At 34.8% G+C, this 20,996-nt stretch carries 22 protein-coding genes and 1 riboswitch; all 22 genes read left to right on the forward strand.

Translation table 11 applies throughout. The features are described from left to right. Positions 1-11 precede the first annotated feature (11 nt). A complete protein-coding gene (mnmA, locus tag TKV_RS05590; RefSeq protein WP_049685102.1) occupies positions 12-1,106 on the forward strand; it encodes a tRNA 2-thiouridine(34) synthase MnmA in 1,095 nt (364 codons plus the stop codon). Between the two features lie 89 nt (positions 1,107-1,195). Further along, positions 1,196-1,357, forward strand: a complete 162-nt coding sequence (locus TKV_RS13150; protein ID WP_173402330.1) for a hypothetical protein — start codon at positions 1,196-1,198, stop codon at positions 1,355-1,357. Between the two features lie 17 nt (positions 1,358-1,374). After that, positions 1,375-2,400 (forward strand): AI-2E family transporter, encoded by a 1,026-nt coding sequence (locus TKV_RS05595; RefSeq protein ID WP_049685103.1) that lies wholly within the window; start codon positions 1,375-1,377, stop codon positions 2,398-2,400. Between the two features lie 113 nt (positions 2,401-2,513). Then, positions 2,514-5,159, forward strand: coding sequence for an alanine--tRNA ligase (gene alaS / locus TKV_RS05600; RefSeq protein ID WP_049685104.1), 2,646 nt, complete (start codon positions 2,514-2,516; stop codon positions 5,157-5,159). A gap of 67 nt (positions 5,160-5,226) precedes the next feature. Further along, positions 5,227-5,478 (forward strand): IreB family regulatory phosphoprotein, encoded by a 252-nt coding sequence (locus TKV_RS05605; protein ID WP_049685105.1) that lies wholly within the window; start codon positions 5,227-5,229, stop codon positions 5,476-5,478. Positions 5,479-5,526: 48 nt separating this feature from the next. Next, entirely contained in the window at positions 5,527-5,946 is a 420-nt protein-coding gene (gene ruvX, locus TKV_RS05610; RefSeq protein ID WP_049685106.1) for a Holliday junction resolvase RuvX, read from the forward strand. Between the two features lie 80 nt (positions 5,947-6,026). Further along, positions 6,027-6,308, forward strand: coding sequence for a DUF1292 domain-containing protein (locus tag TKV_RS05615; protein WP_049685107.1), 282 nt, complete (start codon positions 6,027-6,029; stop codon positions 6,306-6,308). Positions 6,309-6,539: 231 nt separating this feature from the next. Further along, positions 6,540-6,980, forward strand: a complete 441-nt coding sequence (locus tag TKV_RS05620; RefSeq protein ID WP_049685108.1) for a Fur family transcriptional regulator — start codon at positions 6,540-6,542, stop codon at positions 6,978-6,980. 189 nt (positions 6,981-7,169) lie between these two features. Further along, positions 7,170-8,834, forward strand: coding sequence for a ribonuclease J (locus tag TKV_RS05625; protein ID WP_084574329.1), 1,665 nt, complete (start codon positions 7,170-7,172; stop codon positions 8,832-8,834). 17 nt (positions 8,835-8,851) lie between these two features. After that, positions 8,852-9,181, forward strand: a complete 330-nt coding sequence (locus TKV_RS05630) for a YlbF family regulator (RefSeq protein ID WP_049685110.1) — start codon at positions 8,852-8,854, stop codon at positions 9,179-9,181. A gap of 1 nt (position 9,182) precedes the next feature. Continuing rightward, positions 9,183-9,653, forward strand: a complete 471-nt coding sequence (locus TKV_RS05635; protein ID WP_049685111.1) for a QueT transporter family protein — start codon at positions 9,183-9,185, stop codon at positions 9,651-9,653. 82 nt (positions 9,654-9,735) lie between these two features. Then, positions 9,736-10,779 carry an endolytic transglycosylase MltG gene (mltG, locus tag TKV_RS05640; RefSeq protein ID WP_049685112.1) on the forward strand — a complete coding sequence of 348 codons (1,044 nt, stop codon included), beginning with the start codon at positions 9,736-9,738 and terminating at the stop codon, positions 10,777-10,779. 20 nt (positions 10,780-10,799) lie between these two features. After that, positions 10,800-11,444, forward strand: coding sequence for an O-methyltransferase (locus tag TKV_RS05645; protein ID WP_049685113.1), 645 nt, complete (start codon positions 10,800-10,802; stop codon positions 11,442-11,444). Next, positions 11,441-12,658 carry a peptidase U32 family protein gene (locus TKV_RS05650; RefSeq protein ID WP_049685114.1) on the forward strand — a complete coding sequence of 406 codons (1,218 nt, stop codon included), beginning with the start codon at positions 11,441-11,443 and terminating at the stop codon, positions 12,656-12,658. Before TKV_RS05645 ends, TKV_RS05650 begins: the two co-directional genes overlap by 4 nt. Positions 12,659-12,710: 52 nt before the next feature. Then, the gene (locus TKV_RS05655) at positions 12,711-14,318 is read left to right on the forward strand and encodes a peptidoglycan D,D-transpeptidase FtsI family protein (RefSeq protein ID WP_049685115.1); all 1,608 of its coding nucleotides are present in this window, start codon (positions 12,711-12,713) and stop codon (positions 14,316-14,318) included. Positions 14,319-14,386: 68 nt separating this feature from the next. Next, positions 14,387-15,082 carry an RNA polymerase sporulation sigma factor SigK gene (sigK, locus tag TKV_RS05660; protein WP_049685116.1) on the forward strand — a complete coding sequence of 232 codons (696 nt, stop codon included), beginning with the start codon at positions 14,387-14,389 and terminating at the stop codon, positions 15,080-15,082. A gap of 63 nt (positions 15,083-15,145) precedes the next feature. Further along, positions 15,146-15,652, forward strand: coding sequence for a YqeG family HAD IIIA-type phosphatase (locus TKV_RS05665; protein ID WP_049685117.1), 507 nt, complete (start codon positions 15,146-15,148; stop codon positions 15,650-15,652). Beyond that, a complete protein-coding gene (gene aroE / locus TKV_RS05670) occupies positions 15,636-16,490 on the forward strand; it encodes a shikimate dehydrogenase (RefSeq protein WP_049685118.1) in 855 nt (284 codons plus the stop codon). The genes TKV_RS05665 and aroE overlap by 17 nt, the downstream gene beginning before the upstream one ends. Positions 16,491-16,493: 3 nt before the next feature. After that, a riboswitch (cyclic di-GMP riboswitch) is annotated at positions 16,494-16,578 on the forward strand. A gap of 15 nt (positions 16,579-16,593) precedes the next feature. After that, positions 16,594-18,270: a type II secretion system ATPase GspE gene (gene gspE / locus TKV_RS05675; RefSeq protein WP_049686222.1), complete on the forward strand. Its 1,677-nt coding sequence runs from the start codon at positions 16,594-16,596 to the stop codon at positions 18,268-18,270. Between the two features lie 5 nt (positions 18,271-18,275). Next, positions 18,276-19,325 carry a type IV pilus twitching motility protein PilT gene (locus tag TKV_RS05680; protein WP_049686223.1) on the forward strand — a complete coding sequence of 350 codons (1,050 nt, stop codon included), beginning with the start codon at positions 18,276-18,278 and terminating at the stop codon, positions 19,323-19,325. A gap of 10 nt (positions 19,326-19,335) precedes the next feature. Further along, entirely contained in the window at positions 19,336-20,547 is a 1,212-nt protein-coding gene (locus tag TKV_RS05685; protein WP_049685119.1) for a type II secretion system F family protein, read from the forward strand. 23 nt (positions 20,548-20,570) lie between these two features. Next, positions 20,571-20,948, forward strand: a complete 378-nt coding sequence (locus TKV_RS05690; protein WP_049685120.1) for a competence type IV pilus major pilin ComGC — start codon at positions 20,571-20,573, stop codon at positions 20,946-20,948. Positions 20,949-20,996 lie beyond the last annotated feature (48 nt).

Here is a 20,996-nt window from a genome sequence, read left to right on the forward strand (position 1 = left end):
TTATATATAATATGGAGATAAACAATAGAGTAGCAATTGGAATGAGTGGAGGAGTAGATAGCTCTGTTGCAGCATACCTCTTAAAAAAGCAAGGATTTGATGTTATAGGTCTTACAATGAGAGTATGGGTAGACCACGAAGCTAAAGCTTTTGATAGCGATAAGAGTTGTTATTCTTTAAAAGCTACACAAGATGCAAAAAAAGTTGCAGAGATATTGGGAATACCTCATTACACAGTTGATTTGAGTAAAATCTTTTATGATAAAATAGTAAATTATTTTGTCAATGAATATTTAAAAGGAAGGACTCCTAATCCTTGTGTATTGTGTAATAGGCAAATAAAATTTGGAGAGCTTTTAGAGAAAGCATTTGAGTTGGGAGCTTATTACATTGCTACAGGCCATTATGTCAGAAAAGAGTATGATGAAAAAACAAAAAGATATTTATTAAAAAAAGGTATAGATTCTTCTAAGGATCAAAGCTATGTCTTATATCGTTTGACACAGAAGCAGTTAGAACATGCTCTTTTTCCTTTAGGAAATTACAAAAAAGAAGAAATAAGAGCTTTGGCAGAGGAGTTAAAACTACCTGTTGCTAAAAAGCCAGAGAGTCAAGAAATCTGTTTTATACCAGATAATGATTACAGCGGATTTATAAAACGACAAGTTGAGAACGGAGTAAAACCTGGAGAATTTAGAGATATTAATGGCAATTTTTTAGGATATCATAAAGGTATAATACATTATACTATAGGCCAGAGAAGAGGTCTAGGTTTGTCTTCTGATAGGCCTTTATACGTTGTGGATATAGATGTTAAAAATAACGTTGTCATTGTAGGGCATCAAGAGGATATATGGGGAGAGGAACTCATATCTTATAACAATAATTTTATTTCAATTGAAAAACTTGAAGGAGAAATGAAGGTAACAGCAAAAATACGCTATACAGCTAAAGAAGAGGAGGCTATCATAAAACCTCACGAAGGAAATAGGGTACTAGTGAAATTTTTAAAACCTCAAAGAGCCATAACTCCTGGTCAATCAGTTGTTTTTTATGATAAAGATGTAGTAGTAGGAGGAGGAATAATTAAAAAAAAGCTGAGATAAGTGCACACAAAAAAAGTGTGCATTTTTTCTTTTAAAAAAGGGAAATCTATAAAAAGCCATAGATTTTATTTAGTTAAAGGAGGGCAGTTATGAGTAGAGATAAATATATAAAAGGATTTTTAGCAGGAATGCTAGCTACGGCATATATAATTCCTAAAATAGACATGAAAAAATATAGGCGTTATAAAGACATGGTAGAAAAGAATATGTCAAAAATGTGGCGCATTATAAATAAAGTAAAAGTCAGATAGATTTTGTAGGTGATAAAATGCAAAGCAGAAAAATATATGTGTTTTTTTCAATTGTTGTTTTGATAGTTGCATTTTATTTTTTTATAAAAAATTGGGTGAGTATTAAAGAGATACTTTCCCCTTTTTTTGTTTCTGCTTTGATTGCATATTTGTTAAATCCCTTTGTAAAATTTTTCACTTCAAAGGGTTTTTCTGTTTCATTTTCTATTTTTGTAGTGTTTTTAATAGTGACATTAGGAATATTATTTTTTTCTTTTTTCATAGTTCCATTGTTGGTAAGTGAGTTCATTGCCCTTTTAAAGATGATACCTTTTTATGCGGAAGAGATACAAACGTTTTTAATGCAGCTAAAATTTAATTATTTATCCTATCTTCCACCTCAATTTGAAAGAGTTTTAGATAAAAATTTGGGGAGTTTAAACACTGCTTTTGCTTCTCAGATAGATTCTGCTTTCAAATCAGCTATGACATTATTAAAAGATTTAGTGGATATAATAGTTATACCAATTGTAACTTTTTATCTTCTAAAAGATAAGGATGTTTTTAAAAAAGAGATAGAAAGGTTAGTGCCACAAAAATATTCTTTTAAATTTTTTAACATATTAAGGAAAATAGATAAAATTTTAAGCAAATACATACGGGCACAAATTTACATTTCCATCTTTGTAGCTATTTTTACCATGATAGGGCTTTCCTTGATTAAAGTCAAATATGCCTTTTTAATAGGTTTATTAGCTGGTATATTAAATATAATTCCTTACGTAGGACCTATATTATCAGTTATTCCTGCAGTTTTAATAGGTTTATTGGATTCTTTAACTAAAGGTTTTTGGGCATTAATTATATGTCTTGTTGTTCAGCAGATAGAAAATGCTTTTATCACTCCTAAGGTAATGAGTGATAGCGTTGGCCTTCATCCTGTTACCGTAATTTTTTCATTAATTGCAGGAGAAGAACTTTTTGGTATTTGGGGACTTTTGCTATCTGTGCCTATCGTGGCGATGATTAAAGCCATCATAATCGAGATTTTTATTGAGAAATAAACCAGTTATTGACTTGTTTCATTCAATCTTGTATAATATATTCAAAAAAGTGCGGGTAAAAGCCCGTCCCCCTATTTGGGACGGTTTTTATTGTATCAAAGAGGAGGATTTTTATGGAAAAACTCGGGATGAATGAGATTAGAGAAAAATTTCTCAGTTTTTTTGAAAGCAAAGGGCATTTGAGATTGCCAAGTTTTTCTCTAATTCCTAAAAATGATAAAAGTCTATTGCTTATTAATTCTGGAATGGCGCCTTTAAAACCTTATTTTACAGGGAAAGAAACTCCTCCTAGTAAAAGAATCACTACTTGTCAAAGGTGTATAAGGACTCCTGATATCGAAAGAGTAGGGAAAACGGCGCGCCACGGTACTTTTTTTGAGATGTTAGGCAACTTTTCTTTTGGGGATTATTTCAAAAAAGAAGCTATTCCTTGGGCTTGGGAATTTGTGACGGAAGTTTTAAAATTGCCAATTGAAAGATTGTGGGTGTCAATATACGAACAGGACGATGAGGCTTTTGAAATTTGGAATAAGGTAGTAGGACTTCCTACAGAGAGAATTGTGAGGATGGGAAAAGAAGATAATTTCTGGGAAATTGGTACAGGGCCTTGTGGACCTTGCTCAGAAATTTACTTTGACAGAGGAGAGGAAAAGGGATGCGGCAAGCCTACTTGCGGAGTTGGCTGTGACTGCGATCGTTTTATTGAGTTTTGGAATTTAGTTTTTACACAGTTTAATAAAGACGAGCAAGGGAATTACCATCCTCTACCTCATCCCAATATTGATACTGGCATGGGACTTGAGAGGATAGCAACTATAATGCAGGAAGTAGATAGTATATTTGATGTGGATGTAATAAGAGGTATCATTGAGTTTGTGTCAGAAATTGCAGGAGTAGAGTATGGCAAAGATGCAGAGAAGAACGTATCTTTGAGAGTGATAACAGACCACATACGCGGAATAACTTTTATGGTATCAGATGGTATTCTTTCTTCCAATGAAGGAAGAGGATATGTATTGAGGAGGCTTTTAAGAAGAGCAGCGAGACACGGAAAATTGTTGGGGATAAATGATACCTTTTTGCATAAAGTGGTAGACTCAGTTGTAGAACATTATGGAGAGGCTTATCCTGAGATAATTGATAGAAAGGATTATATAAAGAGAATTGTCAAATTGGAAGAAGAAAGGTTCAAAGAAACAATAGATCAAGGTCTTGCAATTTTAGAGGATTATATAAATGAACTTAAAGCCCAGGGTAAGACTGTTTTAGAAGGCTCCAAGGCTTTTAAGTTGTACGATACTTATGGGTTCCCACTGGATTTGACAAAGGAGATTTTGCAGGAATCCGGAATAACTGTTGACGAAGAAGGGTATTCAAAAGAATTAGAAGAGCAAAGAATAAGAGCGAGAAGCAGCAGAAAAGAAGATAACAGTCTGTGGGAACAGGACATATATTCTACTTTGGGGGATATTAAAACAAAATTCATAGGATATGACAATTATGAGAGCACTTCAAAAGTTGTGGCAATTGTGAAAGATGACCAGATTGTGGATGAAGCGGAAGTGGGAGATGAAGTAAGCGTTATATTAGATGTGACACCTTTTTATGCTGAGAGTGGTGGCCAAATAGGAGACAAAGGAGTCATAGAAAGCGAAAATGTTTTGGTAAGAGTAAAAGATTGCAAAAAAGTAGGTGACAAGTTTATACACATTGTAAACATTGAAGGAGGTATAATTTCAGTAGGAGATGAAGTAAAAGCTCGTATTGATGTGACAAGTCGTATGAATGCTGCAAGAAATCACACTGCTACTCACCTTCTCCATAAAGCTTTAAGGGAGATATTAGGGGACCATGTGCATCAGGCTGGCTCTCTTGTAGCAGATGACCGGTTAAGGTTTGACTTTTCTCATTATCAAGCAGTTACAAAAGAAGAGCTGAAAGCTATAGAACAAAGAGTTAATGAAAAGATATACGAAAATCTTGAAGTGGAGATTGAAGAGAAGCCATATGATGATGCTATAAAAGAGGGTGCAATTGCGTTATTTTCTGAAAAGTATGGCGATAAGGTAAGAGTTGTAAAGATAGATGATTATAGTAAGGAGCTTTGCGGTGGAACCCATGTTAGAAATACCAGCCAAATTGGGCTGTTTAAGATTGTCTCTGAAAGTGCAGTAGGCGCAGGTTTAAGGCGAATTGAAGCTGTGACGGGACTTCAGGCAATAAAATATTTAGAAGATAAAGAGGAAATATTGAAAAAGGTTTCGGATCTGTTAAAGGTACCTGAAAAAGAGTTGGTTTCTAAGGTGGAGAATTTGCAACAGATAGTAAAAGCAAAAGACAAGGAAATTGAGCAATTGAAAATAAAAATGGGTGTTACTCTGTCAAATAACCTTGTTAAATCGGCTGTTTCACTAGATGGTGTCAAATTAGTAGTATCAAAGATTGAAGATTATGACAGCGATGGGCTAAAGGCTATAGGAGATATTTTGAAAGATAAATTAAAGACTGCAGCGATAGTTTTGGCATCTCCAGCGGAGGATAAAATAATTTTTGTCGGTATGGCTACTAAAGATGCAGTTCAAAAAGGTATTCACATGGGGAATGTGATTAAAGAGGTGTGTAAGGCAGCAGAAGGAAATGGCGGTGGAAGACCTGAGATGGCACAGGGAACAGGTAAAAACTTATACAAAATTAACGAGGCATTAAACAAAGCATTAGACATTGTAAAAGAGCAGTTAAAAAGTTGGCAAAAAACTTGACTATGGTAATAGAGATAGGATATTATAGAGATAGGGTGTAGTTAAATGTATCTAGAGGTGATATATAATGGTAGATAAAAATGGTGAGACTCTCAGGTATCATATTGAAAACGAAAGTAAAACCGCCAGAGAGATATTGATGGCAGTATATGAGGCTCTTTCTGAAAAAGGATACAATCCCATAAATCAAATAGTGGGTTATATATTGTCTGGTGACCCTACTTATATAACAAGCCATAAAAATGCGAGAAACCTGATAAGGAAAATTGAAAGAGATGAACTGGTGGAAGAACTTTTGAAAGAATATTTATCTAAGTAAAAAATTGCCTCACCTTTGGTGAGGCAATTTTAGAATGGGGAGATTTTTTTGAGGGTAATGGCATTAGACGTTGGTGATAAAACTATTGGAGTAGCTATAAGTGATCCATTAGGTACGATTGCACAAGGTTTGACAACTATTAAAAGAAATAGTAACCAAAAAGATCTTGAACGAATAAAAGAAATAGTAAATCAATATAAAGTGGAAATAATAATTGTAGGCTTGCCTAAAAATATGGATGGAAGCATAGGACCACAGGGACAAAAAGTCCTAAAATTTGCTGATTTTTTAAAAGAAAATTTTGAAATACCAGTAATGCTGTGGGACGAAAGGCTTACTACTGTAGAGGCAGAAAGGGTTTTAATAGAAAAAGCTAATGTGAGTAGAAAAAAAAGAAAAAAAGTAATTGACAAATTAGCAGCTGTTCTTATACTGCAGGGATATTTGGATTCTAAAAAAATTGAATAATTTTTTTGTTAACAACTTGACAGCTAATTTGGTATGTTATACAATTACATTATCTTGGAGTAGAATTGAGGTGAGATAGTATGGAACCAGAAATCATTCAGTTAATTGACGAACACGGCCATGAAGTAGACTTCGAACTTGTAGCATCATTTGACCTTGACGATACGAGGTATGCTGTTGTGGTGCCTGTGGATGGAGATGGAGAAGATGCCTATATCTTGAGAGTGGAACAAGATGAAGACGGCAATGACATCTTTGTAGGAATTGAGGACGAAGATGAGTTCAATGATGCTGTCGAAGCATACAATGAGCTGATGGAAGAGTATGAAGAGTACTATGATGATTTTGATGAAGAAAAATAAATTTGAATTTTGAAATTGATTAAGATATACCTTTTAGGTATATCTTAATTTATTAAACATATATTTCCTTGGAAATATATGTTTAATAAATTAAGATGCTTTTCAATTGAATGTCATTTTTTTAGTTGAAAAAAAAGCGTTCTTTCTTTGAAATTGGATTTAAAAATGATTGACAATTGAGAATGAATGTCATAAACTGATATTAAGTCAAGATTATCTGGTGGTGGTTTAATGAATGAAATAGAAGAATTTAAAGAGAGATTAAAGAAAAAAGGTTACAAACTTACGACTCAAAGGCGAGTCATATTGGATGTTATTATGGAAAATAGAGAAAAACACCTTTCTTCTGAAGAGATATACGACCTTGTAAAAGGGAAATATCCTGAAATAGGATTAGCTACAGTTTATCGCACTCTCCAGCTTTTTGAAGGATTAGGGATTATTTATAAGTTGAATTTTGACGATGGCAGAAGTAGGTATGAGCTTTATCACGATGAAAATCACCAGCATCATCATTTAATTTGTTTGAAATGCGGAACTGTAATAGAGATGGAAGGAGATCTCTTGGAAAATTTAGAAGAGGCTATAGAACAGACAAAAGACTTTGAGATAGTAGACCACAATGTGAAGTTTTTTGGATATTGTAGTAAATGCAGATCCAAGCACAACTGAGCCTGTTTATAACGGGCTTAAATTTTTGACTAAAAATTATTAAGAAATAATTTACATTAGTAGGGTTGAAGTATGTTTTTAAATAAAGTATAATTTATATTAACTGGTGTAAGGTACGGGTAAGTTTTTTTAAGCCTTTGGGGGAAAATAAAATTAAACTAAAATATTATAATGAAAGGAGATAAGTATTTGGCAAACAAGGCAAAACTCAAAATAATACCATTGGGCGGTTTAAATGAGATCGGCAAAAACATGACTGTTTTTGAGTTCGGGAATGACATTATAGTGGTTGATTGCGGTCTCGCTTTTCCTGATGATGAGATGTTGGGAATAGACCTCGTCATTCCTGACATTACTTATTTGTTGAAAAATCGTGAAAAAGTGAGGGCTATTGTTCTCACTCATGGTCATGAAGACCACATTGGAGCTTTACCTTATGTTCTAAAACAGCTTAATGTTCCGGTGTACGGCACTCGCTTAACATTAGGTTTGGTAGAATATAAGTTGAAGGAGCACGGCATTTTAAAAGATAGTAAATTGATAACGGAAAGACCCAGGGAGATTGTGGAAATTGGCCAATTTAAAGTAGAGTTCATAAGGACTTCTCACAGCATAGCAGATTCGGCTGCTCTTGCAATCCACACTCCTGTCGGAACAGTGTTTCACTCAGGGGATTTTAAAATAGACTTTACTCCTATAGGAGGAGAAATTGCAGACTTACACCGTTTTGCACAGTTAGGGGAAAAAGGAGTACTTGTAATGCTGTGTGACAGCACGAACATTGAACGACCCGGTTATACCATGTCAGAAAGGACGGTTGGAGAAACTTTTGACAATCTTTTTAGAAAAGCAGAACAGCGCATTATAGTTGCGACCTTTGCTTCCAATATTCACAGAGTACAGCAAATTATAGACTCTGCCTACAAATATGGAAGAAGGGTTGCTATTTCTGGCAGAAGTATGTTAAATGTGGTCAATGTAGCAGTAGAATTAGGGTATTTGCTTATCCCTGATGGGCTTTTAGTAGATATTGATGAAGCTAATAAACTGCCCCATGACAGAGTTGTTATCATAACCACCGGAAGCCAAGGAGAACCTATGTCTGCTCTTACAAGAATGGCTTCTTCTGAGCATAAAAAAGTAGAGATTGTACCGGGAGATACAGTGATAATTTCTGCTTCTGCTATTCCGGGAAATGAAAAACTTATTTCTCGCGTCATCAACCAATTATTTAAAAAAGGTGCCAATGTAATTTATGAAGCATTGGCAGATATTCATGTATCGGGTCACGCTTGTCAAGAAGAGATTAAGCTACTTCATACATTAATAAAACCTAAATTTTTCATTCCTGTTCATGGAGAATACAGACATTTAGTTCAGCATGCTAAGCTTGCAGAGACTTTAGGAATGCCTCCCCAAAATATCTTTGTAGTAGATAATGGGACGGTATTAGAGTTTACGAAAAATTCTGGCAGAGTTGCAGGTACAGTCACAGCGGGTAAAGTATTAGTAGATGGTCTTGGGGTAGGAGATGTAGGAAATATCGTCTTAAGAGACAGAAAACATTTGGCACAAGATGGATTATTAGTAGTAGTAGTTACCATATCCAAAGAAACTGGCAGTCTCATTGCAGGCCCCGACATAATTTCAAGGGGATTTGTATATGTGAGAGAATCTGAAGATTTAATGGAGGAATCCAAAAATATCGTTAGAGAAGTGCTGGCAAAGTGCGAAAAAGAAGAGATTAATGAATGGTCTGCTATAAAATCAATGATAAAAGACAATTTAAGCAGTTTTCTGTATGAAAAGACCAAGCGGAATCCCATGATATTGCCAATTATAATGGAGATTTAAATGGGAGGAAGTGTTATATGAACGTTTATGACAAAGCATATGAACTTGCCAATGCCATAAAGCAATTGCCAGAGTACAAGGCTTTTAAAGAGGCGTATAAAAAGATAAATGAAAATGAGCAAAACAAAAAGATGTTAGAAGACTTCAGAAAGAAACAACTGGAGATACAGGCTAAAGAACTGACAGGAGAAAAAGTAGACCCTAAAGAAAAAGAGGTATTACAAAAGTTGTGGGATATATTAAACCTCAATCCAGAGATAAGTTCATACCTCTCTTTGGAGTACAATATTGCAAAGATAATGGATGATATAGTTAAAATAATCATGGAACCGATGGAGATGAAATAGAATGAAGAAATTGGATGCAAAATACATCGTAAAAGCTGGAGTGATTGCAGCAGTTTATTTTGTTGTCACTGTTGCTTTAGGTAGTGTCTCTTACGGACCTATTCAATTTCGATTATCTGAATCCTTAGTGGTATTACCTATGATAGAACCGGCAGCGGTGTGGGGAGTTTTTATAGGATGCTTGTTAGCGAATATAGGAAGTCCTTTTGGATTAATTGATATTTTAGGTGGAAGTTTAGTGACGTTATTAGCTGCGTACCTTACATCAAAGACCAAAACTTTTTATAAAGGTATATTGCCCCCTATAATATTAAATGCGCTCGTTGTATCTATATGGGTAAGCTACTTTACTAAGATGCCTTACTACCTTGTTGCTTTATATATAGCTTTGAGTGAGGCAATCGTCACAGGCATATTTGGCTATGTAGTGTTCATAGCTTACAAAAGGCTAAAAGATAAATATTCTCTGTAAAAACAGGTAAGCATTAGGCTTACTTGTTTTTATTTTTGTTTAATTATATAATTTATGTATAGCTATAAAGGGAGAGAAATCCATGAATAATGTCGAATACAAAAGAAAAAGTAAATTAGTACCTTTAACGATTGCTGTAATTTTTTTGATTTTCTCTGCTTTTGTCTATTATCAAAGCCTTTTTCAACCAGTGACAGCAAATACTGATGCACCTCAAAAGGTCATAAATATCCCAAAAGGATATTCGACTGTAAAGATAGGCAAAATTTTGAAGGAAAACAATTTGATAAAAAACGAATGGTTTTTTGTGTTAAGAGTTAAAGCGTTAAACGCTGATGGTAAATTACAGGCAGGTAAATACCTCTTAAGTTCTAACATGACTACAGACCAAATAATTAAAAAAATAGCTGCAGGTAAGGTACAAAACGATACAATAAAAGTGACGATTCCAGAGGGATTTACTGTTAAAGACATAGCTGAAAAGTTATCACAATTGGGCTTAGTAAATAAAAATAAGTTTCTAGAAGTTGCACAAAATGATACTTTTAACTACGATTTTTTAAAAGACATACCGAAAGACAGACCCAGTAGATTAGAAGGATACATTTTTCCTGATACTTATCAAATACCTGTAGATGCTAGTGAAAAAGAAATAATAAATAGCATGCTTAAAAGGTTTGAAGAAGTTTATAATACTACTATAAAGGATAATGCGAAAAATGTAGGAATGTCTCCTGACCAAATTGTCATAATAGCTTCTATGATAGAAAAAGAGGCTGTTGTTGACAAAGATAGACCTTTGATTGCAGGGGTAATATACAATCGTTTAAAGAAGCATATGAAACTTCAAATAGATGCTACTGTTCAGTATGCGTTGGGAAAACACAAAGACAAGCTTTTGTATAAGGATTTGGAGGTAGATTCGCCCTATAATACCTATCAACATTATGGCCTACCTATAGGTCCTATTTGCAATCCGGGGTTTAAATCTATTGAAGCGGCTCTTTTTCCCGCAAAACATGATTTTTATTATTATGTAGCAAAAGAAGGCGGGTCCCACATTTTTACAAAAACCTATGAAGAGCATTTAAAAGCGCAAAAGGCTATTTTAACAAATAGTAAATAATTTTGTGAAAGGGTTGAGTTATGGAAATAACCTCAAGAGATATTAAATTTATAAGAGAGATGACACCTAAGTTTGAATATCCATTAAATGAGATAGAAAAGTATGCTCGCAAGAATTATATTCCCATTGCGAAACCAGAAGTGGCTGCGTTTTTAAACTTTATAGTGAAAGTCAAAAAACCACAAAATATACTGGAAATAGGCACTGCTGTAGGTTATTCTACTATAATAATGGCGAAGGCTTATTCCAAAACTCATATAGTTACAATTGAAAGAGATATTAATTTAGCTGAAATGGCGAAAGAAAATTTTAAAAAAGCGGGTATAGAGGATAAAATTGAGATTATCTGTGGAGAAGCACAAGAGGTTTTACCTAATTTGAGCAAAAAGTACGATTTAATTTTTGTGGATGCTGCAAAAGGGCACTATAGAGAATTTTACGAGGAAAGTAAAAGGCTTTTAAGTAAAGGTGGTATATTCGTTTGGGATAATGTATTGTACAAAGGCTATGTAGTAGGAGAAAAGAATGTTAAACACAAAAGAAGAACCATTGTCTATAGGATGAGAGATTTTATAGATGTTTTGTACAAGGATAAAACGCTCTTTACTGTGATTTTGCCATTGGGGGATGGTTTGGCTGTAAGTGTTAAGGAGGAGGAAAGATGATAGAACTTTTGGCACCTGTTGGAGATTTGGAAAGGTTGAAAATTGCGATAAACTATGGAGCAGATGCTGTATACTTTGGAGGAAGACATTACAGTTTAAGGTCATCCGTCGGTTTAACTCTTGACGAAATAAAAGAAGCAGTAAAATATGTCAAAAAACACGGGAAAAAAGCTTATATCACCATAAATATATTCCCTCACAATGAGGATTTAGAGGGATTGCCTGAATATATAGAGGCTGTAAAAGATATTGGAATAGACGCTATTATTTTATCTGACCCGGGAATTTTTTCTATTGTAAAAGAAGTAGCGCCTAATATAGATATTCACATCAGCACTCAAGCAAATAATGTAAATTATAAGAGTGCTTTGTTTTGGCATAATTTAGGGGCAAAGAGAATTATATTGGCGAGAGAGCTTTCTTTGAAAGAAATAAAAGAAATAAGGGAAAAAACGCCAAAAACTTTGGAATTAGAAGCTTTTGTTCACGGTGCCATGTGCATTTCTTATTCGGGGAGGTGTCTTTTAAGCAATTATTTGACTGGCCGCGATTCTAATAAAGGAGAGTGTGCGCAACCCTGCCGATGGAAATATTATCTTGTAGAAGAAAAAAGGCCAGGAGAGTATATGCCCATTTTCGAAGATGAAAGGGGCACATATATTATGAATTCTAAAGACCTATGCATGATAGAGTACATTCCAGAACTTGTTGAGGCTGGAGTTACAAGTTTTAAAATTGAGGGAAGAAACAAAAGTGCCTACTATGTTGCTGTAGTGACACGGGCTTACAGAAAGGCGATTGACGATTACCTTGAAAAAGGAAAAGATTATGTTTTTGACAAAAAACTTCTTGAAGAGGTTTCTAAAGCAAGTCACAGAGGATTTACCACAGGGTTTTATTTTGGCAAACCAGGTCCTGATGCTCAAAATTATGAGTCTTCAAAATATATACGGACTCATGATTTTGTAGGAATTGTTAAAGATTATGACCCAAATACAGGAATTGCTGTTGTAGAGCAAAGAAATAGGATGTTTGTGGGAGATAAAATTGAGATTATGGGTCCTAAAGTAGAGTTTGAGCAGCAAATTGAAAAAATGTGGGATGAAGAAGGAAATGAGATTGAAGTAGCTCCCCATCCTCAAATGATAGTGAAAATTCCTGTAAAGTATCCTGTAGAAGAATTTTTTATACTGCGTCGAGAAATTAAAAATTAGGTTAAAACTTGCTCCTTTTGGGAATACTTTTTCCTGAAAGGAGCAAAGTTTTATGGAAAATAGAAATTATAGGATTGTTTTTTTGAGGGTAGTTTTGTCAATTTTAACGTTAACATTGATTTTTAGGCTTTTTTACATTCAGGTAATCAAAGGAGATTTTTATTCTCAAAAAGCAGTGGAACAAAAAATTAGAAGCTTTAAAATTTTGGAGAGAAGAGGAGAAATATACGACAGGAATATGACTCCTTTTACTGATAGAGAATATAAAGAATATATATTTGCGATACCTAAAATGTTAACTGACAAAGAAAAAGCCGCTAAGGTTATAAGTGAAATTGCCGCAGTAAACTGTGAGGATGTGTTAAAATCCTTAAAAAGTGCAAAAGATTATGTGAAATATGAAGTTAAATTTAACTCAAACAACAAATTACCTATAGGCATTTTTAAGTTAGCTTTGCCTCAAAGGTATTCGCAAAATTCTTTAGCAAGACATGTAATAGGGTATGTAGGAGAGAAAAAGATGGGTTTAGAAGATACTTTTAATGAAATTTTAAATAGCAAAAGGGAAGATAGCATTGCAGTGTTTACTGATGGGAATAATACTGATTATATAAAAGGGTTAGGAGTAAGGTTAAAAACTTCTGGAAAAGAAGTTTTGGGGGTAAAAACTACTCTTGATTATCACATACAAAAGGCAGTAGAAGATGCTCTTGACAAGAATATGGTAGATGGAGCAGCAGTGGTATTAGATATAAAAACAGGTGATATACTTGCAATGGCAAGTAGGCCTAATTTTGACCAAAATAATATTCAAGCTTATTTAAATAGCTCTAACGAAGAATTTATAAACAAAGCTGTCTCAATGTATCCACCTGGCTCTATTTTTAAAATTGTAATAGCTGCTGCAGCGTTAGAATATAATAAAGTGAATTTACAGGATACTTTTTATTGCAGTGGTAGTTATGATATAAATGGAATAGTATTTCACGATTACAAAGGAGAAAGTCATGGAGTAATAAACATGGTAAAAGGTTTTGCAGTTTCCTGCAATACTACTTTTATAAAGATTGGGCAAATAACAGGGGCCAAAAATATTTTGGAGATGGCGAGAAAATTTGGAATAGAAAGTGATGATGGTCTGCCAATACCTGAGCAAATAGGGAGATTGCCTAAATTGTCTGATACTTATGGAGCAGGTATTGGGAATTTGTCAATAGGGCAAGGAGATGTGCTGATGACGCCTCTTCAAGCAGCTGATATCGCAGCGACAATAGCTAATAACGGTGTTAGGAATGTTCCACGTTTAGTGACTGCAATAGTTGATGAAGAAGGGAAAGAAATTGAAAAATTGTCTCAGAAAAAGTCTTACAGGGTGATAAGCGAAAAAACAGCCAAAATTTTAAAAGGAATGATGAGAGAAGTGGTTATTGACCAAGAAGGAACAGGAAAAAGGGCTGAGACTACCTATGGCAGTGCTGGTAAAACAGGTTCTGCTGAAGTTAGCAAGGAGCTAAATATATATCATGCTTGGTTTACAGGTTTTGTTCCTTTTGATAAGCCTAAATATGCAATTTCGATTTTTGTAAAAAATGGAGATACTGGAGGAACTAAAGCTGCCCCTCTTTTTAAAGAAATAGCGGAGGAAATAATGAAATATTGATGTACGTGCACCATTTTGTATAAACCTCATATAATAGATGTGTAATGTTGAAAAAAGGGGTGGCGGCAATGTGGGAAGTTGTTGTTGCAATTTTGGCTTCAATTGTAAAGGAAATCTTAAATCTTGGTTACTTGACAAACACCAACTCTTTTCCCAATCCACTTACTCCAGAAGAAGAAAAGAAATATTTAGAAGCTTATAAAAACGGTGATGAGGAAGCGAGGAATATTTTAATAGAAAGAAACTTAAGGTTGGTAGCTCATGTTGTTAAAAAGTACAGTGGCACAGGTAAAGATATAGATGATTTAATATCTATTGGGACAATAGGGCTTATAAAAGCAATTTCCACCTTTGATTCTTCTAAAGGAACACATCTTGCCACATATGCAGCCAGATGTATAGAAAACGAAATACTTATGTCTATACGAACGGAAAAAAAGATGAAAGGAGAGGTTTTTTTACAGGATCCTATTGGAGTAGATAAAGAAGGCAATGAGATATCTTTGATGGATGTACTTGGCACAGAGGAAGATGAAATATCAGAGCAAGTGGAGAAAAAACTTCAAATTAAAAAGTTGTACAGTAAAATGAACAGCGTTTTAAAAAATAGAGAACGGTTAATTATAGAAATGAGGTATGGTCTGTACAATGGGAAAGTGAGGACTCAAAGAGAAATAGCAAAGATGCTTGGTATATCTCGTTCCTATGTCTCAAGGATTGAAAAGAAGGCTTTAAATAAGCTTTTTAAAGAGCTTTCCATGTAAAACTGTTTGTATTGACAGTTTATTTTTTTTTATTATATAATTTTAACAAAATGAGGTGAACATATGTATGAAAAGTTGATTCCTGATATGATAGTGGAAAGCGTATATGAAATAGATTTGAATATGCTAAAGAAAAGAGGCATAAATAATCTTGTTATTGATATAGACAATACTTTAGTGCCGTACAAATGCAAGCTTCCTGATAAAAAAACAATAGAATGGTTTGAAAGGCTTAAGCAAAATGGCTTTAAAATTTGTCTTATTTCAAACAACACTGAAAGGCGAGTAAACGAATTTAGAGAAAAAATTGGCGTACCGGGTATAGCCTGGGCTATCAAACCAAGAAAAGGAGCCTTTAAAAAAGCTCTTAAGATTTTAAACGCAAAACCCAATGAAACTGCTTTAATAGGAGATCAGATATTTACTGATATTTTGGGAGGGAAAAGAGCAGGTTTATACACCATTTTGGTAAAGCCTTTGTCTAAAGAGGAATTTGGCTGGACGAGGCTTATGAGAAGAGCAGAAAGACATTTTCTTAAAAGGATTGAGGAATATGGAGATCAATTCTAAGACAAAAATATATGGTCTTATAGGACATCCTGTAGAACATAGTTTGTCTCCTTTAATACATAATTTTGCTTTTAGGTCCTTGGATTTAAACTGCATTTACACGGTTTTTGATGTTTTGACAGATAATCTTGAAGATGCGGTAAAGGGTGTAAAAGTTCTTAATATAAAAGGATTTAATGTAACTGTTCCACACAAAGAGCGGATAATGAAATATTTAGATGTCATTTCAGAAGAAGCTTTAAAAATCGGGGCAGTCAACACTGTGGTTAATGAAGAAGGAATACTAAAAGGTTATAACACTGATGCAAAAGGTTTTATAGATTCTTTAATAGAGGCGAAAGAGACGATTAGTGGGCGAAAAGCCGTTATTTTAGGAGCAGGCGGGGCTTCTAAAGCGGTGTGTGTATCCCTTGCATTAAACGGCATAAATTCAATGGTAATTGCTAATAGAAATGTAGATAAGGCTAAAGATTTGGCAGAGTACATTAAAAAAGAATTTAAGATTGATTGTAATTATTGCAGTATCAATGAGGTGGAGGAAATGTCAGAAATAGATATGCTTGTTAATGCTACAAGTGTAGGCATGTATCCCAATGTTGAGGATTCACCAGTCAGTGAAAAGGTAGTTTCAAAGGCTAAATTTGTTTACGACCTTATATATAATCCCTTTGAAACTGCTTTTTTGAAATACGCCAAAAGAAATGGAATAAAATATTCGAATGGGTTTTCTATGTTAATAAATCAGGCTAATCATTCTTTTAAGCTGTGGACGGGAAATTTTTTTGAAAAAGATTTAGTATACATGCATTTAAAAGAAGGAATTACGCATAATTTGTAGAATATTTTATAAAGAAGTAGATGAAGTGGGGCTATATATGGGCACTTTACGCCTCATGGATACAGTGGTGCAACCGGCTTTATTGTTTTTGGGAGGTATATTTATGGCTAAAAAAAAGCTGGGTGAGCTTTTGGTTGAAGTGGGTCTCATCACTGAAGAACAGTTAAAACATGCCATGGAAATACAAAGCAAGACAGGAGAAAAGTTAGGAAAAGTTCTCATAAAACAAGGTTATGTTACAGAAGAGCAAATACTGGAAGCCCTTGAATTTCAGTTAGGTATCCCTCATGTGGATTTGCAAAAATATTACATTGACCCAGATGTGGCGAAATTAATTCCTGAAGCTGTCGCCAAAAGGTACATTATCATCCCGATTAAAAAAGATGAAGATGGTATATTAGTGGCAATGGCAGACCCTCTAAATATTTTTGCCATTGACGATGTGAAAATTATTACAAAGCAAAACGTAAAGCCTTTGATTGCTTCTGAAAGCAGCATTTTAAAAGCTATAGATAGGATTTATGGAAGAGAACAGGCAGAGAAAGCAGTTCAAGATTTTAAAAAGGAATTTCAAAGTGAAACGGCAAGTGAGCTGCCAAACGAAATTCTTGAAGAGGTGCAAAATGCTCCCGCTGTAAGGCTTGTGAATTCTATAATTGAGCAAGCTATAAAAAGCAGGGCTTCTGATATTCACATTGAACCTACAGAAAAGGACCTACGCATTCGATTTAGGATAGATGGGCAATTGACAGAAGCTATGAGGACTATAAAAAGTACCCACGGTCCGGTGGTAACAAGAGTAAAAATTATGGCAAACATGAATATTGCAGAGAGAAGACTTCCACAGGATGGAAGATTTGAATTTGTGTCAGGGGGAAGAAACATAGATGTAAGGGTTTCTTCTTTGCCTACAGTTTTCGGCGAAAAATTGGTGTTAAGGCTTTTGGATAAGGAAAATTTCATCATGACAAAAGAACAGCTGGGTTTTGAAGAAGAGGACTTGATGTTGTTTGATAAATTGATAAAAAGACCTAATGGCATTGTGCTTTTGACTGGTCCAACAGGTAGTGGGAAAACTACGACTTTGTATGCTATGTTAAAAGAGCTTAACAAGCCTAATATCAATATAATAACTGTTGAAGACCCTGTTGAGTATTCAATAGAAGGAATAAATCAAGTGCAAGTCAATGAAAAGGCGGGTCTTACTTTTGCCACTGCTTTGAGGTCTATTTTGAGGCAGGACCCCGATGTCATAATGATTGGAGAAATCAGGGACACAGAGACTGCAGAAATAGCCATTCGCTCTGCTATAACAGGGCACCTGGTTCTGTCAACTTTGCACACAAATGACGCGGCAGGAGCTATAACAAGGCTTATAGACATGGGGATAGAGCCGTATCTTGTGTCTTCGGCTGTGGTGGGAGTTATAGCTCAAAGATTAGCAAGAAGAATATGTGACAATTGTAAAACTTCCTATAAAGCTTCTGATAGAGAAAAACAACTTGTTGGCATTGAAGAAGACAAAGACTTTACCCTATATAAAGGAAGAGGTTGTGCTGTTTGCAATAAAACGGGATATAGGGGAAGAATTCCTATATATGAAATAATGACAGTTACTTCTGATATAAAGGAGCTCATAAACAAAAAGGCTTCTTCAGATGTGATTGGCATACAAGCAGTAAAAAATGGAATGAAAACTTTAAGGGAAAGTGCCAAAAGACTTGTCTTAGAAGGCAAAACTACAATTGATGAAATGCTAAGACTAACGTACGAGGACTGATGCCTATGAACACAAAAGAACTTTTAAAGCTTGTAGTAGAGAGAAAAGCTTCAGATTTGCACATAACTGTTGGAGTACCTCCAGTGCTTAGAATTAATGGTTATTTAGAAAAATTAGAGGGAGAACCTTTTACTTCTCAACAGACAGAAGAGATAGTAAAAGACTTGCTTACAAGTGAACAATTACATAGGTTAGAGCAAAATGGCGATATAGACTTATCCTACTCTGTGACAGGGCTTGGAAGATTTAGAATAAATGTTTACAAGCAAAGAGGAAGTTATAGCCTTGCGATAAGGTCGGTAGCGTTGAGAATTCCTTCTATAGAAGAGCTGGGACTTCCTCCAATAGTTAAAGACCTAGCCATGAAGGCGAGAGGGCTTATATTGGTAACAGGACCTACTGGCAGTGGTAAATCTACTACATTGGCTTCTATGGTAGACCTTATAAATTCTAAAAGGACTTGTCACATTTTGACTCTTGAAGACCCTATAGAATATTTACATAAACACAACAAAAGCATAGTAAATCAAAGAGAGATTGGGCATGATGCGGCATCTTACGCTTCAGCTTTGAGGGCTGCTTTGAGGGAAGACCCCGATGTGATATTAGTTGGAGAGATGAGAGACTTAGAGACGATTCAGATTGCTATAACTGCTGCTGAGACGGGTCATCTTGTTTTGTCGACTCTTCACACAATAGGAGCTGTAAAGACGATCGATAGGATTATTGATGTTTTTCCTCCCCATCAACAGCAGCAGATAAAAATACAACTTTCCAACGTGCTTGAGGGGATTATTTCTCAACAGCTCATACCAAAAAAAGACAATAGCGGTAGAGTAGTTGCAACAGAAATTATGATTGCCACTCCTGCGATAAGAAATCTCATAAGAGAAGGAAAAACTTTCCAGATACAATCTGCTGTACAAACAGGTAGCAAGTTTGGAATGATGACAATGGATATGTCTATTTTACATCTGTTAAAAAGAGGAGTTATTTCTTTGGAGGATGCATTGACCTATTGTGTGGACCAAGAGAATTTTTCTCGCATGATATAGAGGTGATTATATGCCGTTGTATGCATATAGGGCAAGGGATATGGGAGGAAATCTCGTTACAGGGACTTTGGAAGTTGATTCAAAGGCTCAGTGCATTGATGTTTTAAAGCAAAAAAATTATTATATAATTGACATCAAAGAAGAAGTTGTAAAACAGGACATATTGGATTTTGCTTCTTTTAAAAAGGTTAAAATAAAAGATATTGCTGTTTTTTGCAGGCAGTTTGCAACTTTAATAAATGCAGGTATACCTATTGTAACTTCTTTAGCCACTATGAAGGAACAGGTGGAAAACAAAAGGTTAAAAAAAGCTTTAAGTGAAGTGTATGAAGAAGTTCAAAAAGGAAGAACTTTGTCTGATGCGATGAAAAAACATGAGGATGTTTTCCCTATGCTTTTGTACAATATGATAGAAGTGGGGGAAGTAAGCGGTACTCTTGACAAAGTAATGAATGAAATGGCAGACCACTTTGAAAAGGAAAATGAATTAGATCAAAAAGTAAAGTCTGCTTTGACATATCCTGTCATCGTTTCTATAGTAGCTGTATTAGTTGTTATTTTTCTTTTGACAAATGTTCTTCCCGTTTTTGTAAGTATGTTTAAAAATGCTGGAGTTGAGTTACCTCTTCCTACACGCATACTTCTTGCTGTAAGCAGTTCTATATCTCAATATTGGTATTTGTACATAGGTGGGATTGTATTATTTTCCTTTTCTCTTTCGAGGTTTTTAAGGACAAAAGAGGGAGGGCGAATTTATGACACAATGCTTATAAACATGCCAATTTTTGGGCCATTAAACAGAAAAGTTTTGATATCAAGGTTTACAAGGACTTTAGGTACCTTAATAAGTGCAGGTATACCTCTTATTAAAGCGATGGAAGTGGTTGAAAGGGTTGTGGGGAATACTGTAGTTGCAGAAGGGTTAAGGGCAGCACAGGAAGATGTAAAAAAAGGCATACCTCTTTCTGAGCCACTAAAAAGAATTGGTATTTTTCCGCCGATGGTCATCCAGATGATCAGCGTTGGAGAAAGTTCGGGCTCTCTGGACAGCATATTAAATAAGACTGCGGATTTTTATGACGGAGAAGTGGACACAGCTGTATCACAGATGACAACTTTATTAGAACCGTTGATAATTGTAATGTTAGCGACAGTGGTGGGATTTATAGTTGTCTCAATTATTATGCCACTCTTTGAATTGTACAATTTCATAGGACAATGAGATGGGAAAGGGGGTGAAAAAGGATGGAATGGTTTGTAAAGGCACTCAATAAGGATGAAAGAGGTTTTACACTGATTGAATTGATTGTTGTTATTGCAATTTTAGGGATACTGGCAGCAATTGCTGTGCCAAGAGTGACAACTTCATTGTCAAAAGCGAAAGAGAATGCTGATATAGCAAATGCTCAAATTATAGGTCAAGCAGCTGAAAGGTATATGATAGAAAAGGGAGTTGACACAGTTTCTGGTGGTTTAGATGAATTAGTAAAGACAGGTTATTTAAATAAAATTCCTAAAACATCGTCTGGTGGAGAGTTTACACTTGAGACATCTAATGGAAAAGCCACTGTAAAAATTGGCGATAAAGAGTATTATCCTACTTATCCTACTCAATCTCAATAAATACTTATTTAATAAACTAAAAAACTTTGAGTCGGGCACATTTTTGTG

The organism is Thermoanaerobacter kivui (assembly GCF_000763575.1).
GTDB lineage: Bacteria > Bacillota > Thermoanaerobacteria > Thermoanaerobacterales > Thermoanaerobacteraceae > Thermoanaerobacter > Thermoanaerobacter kivui.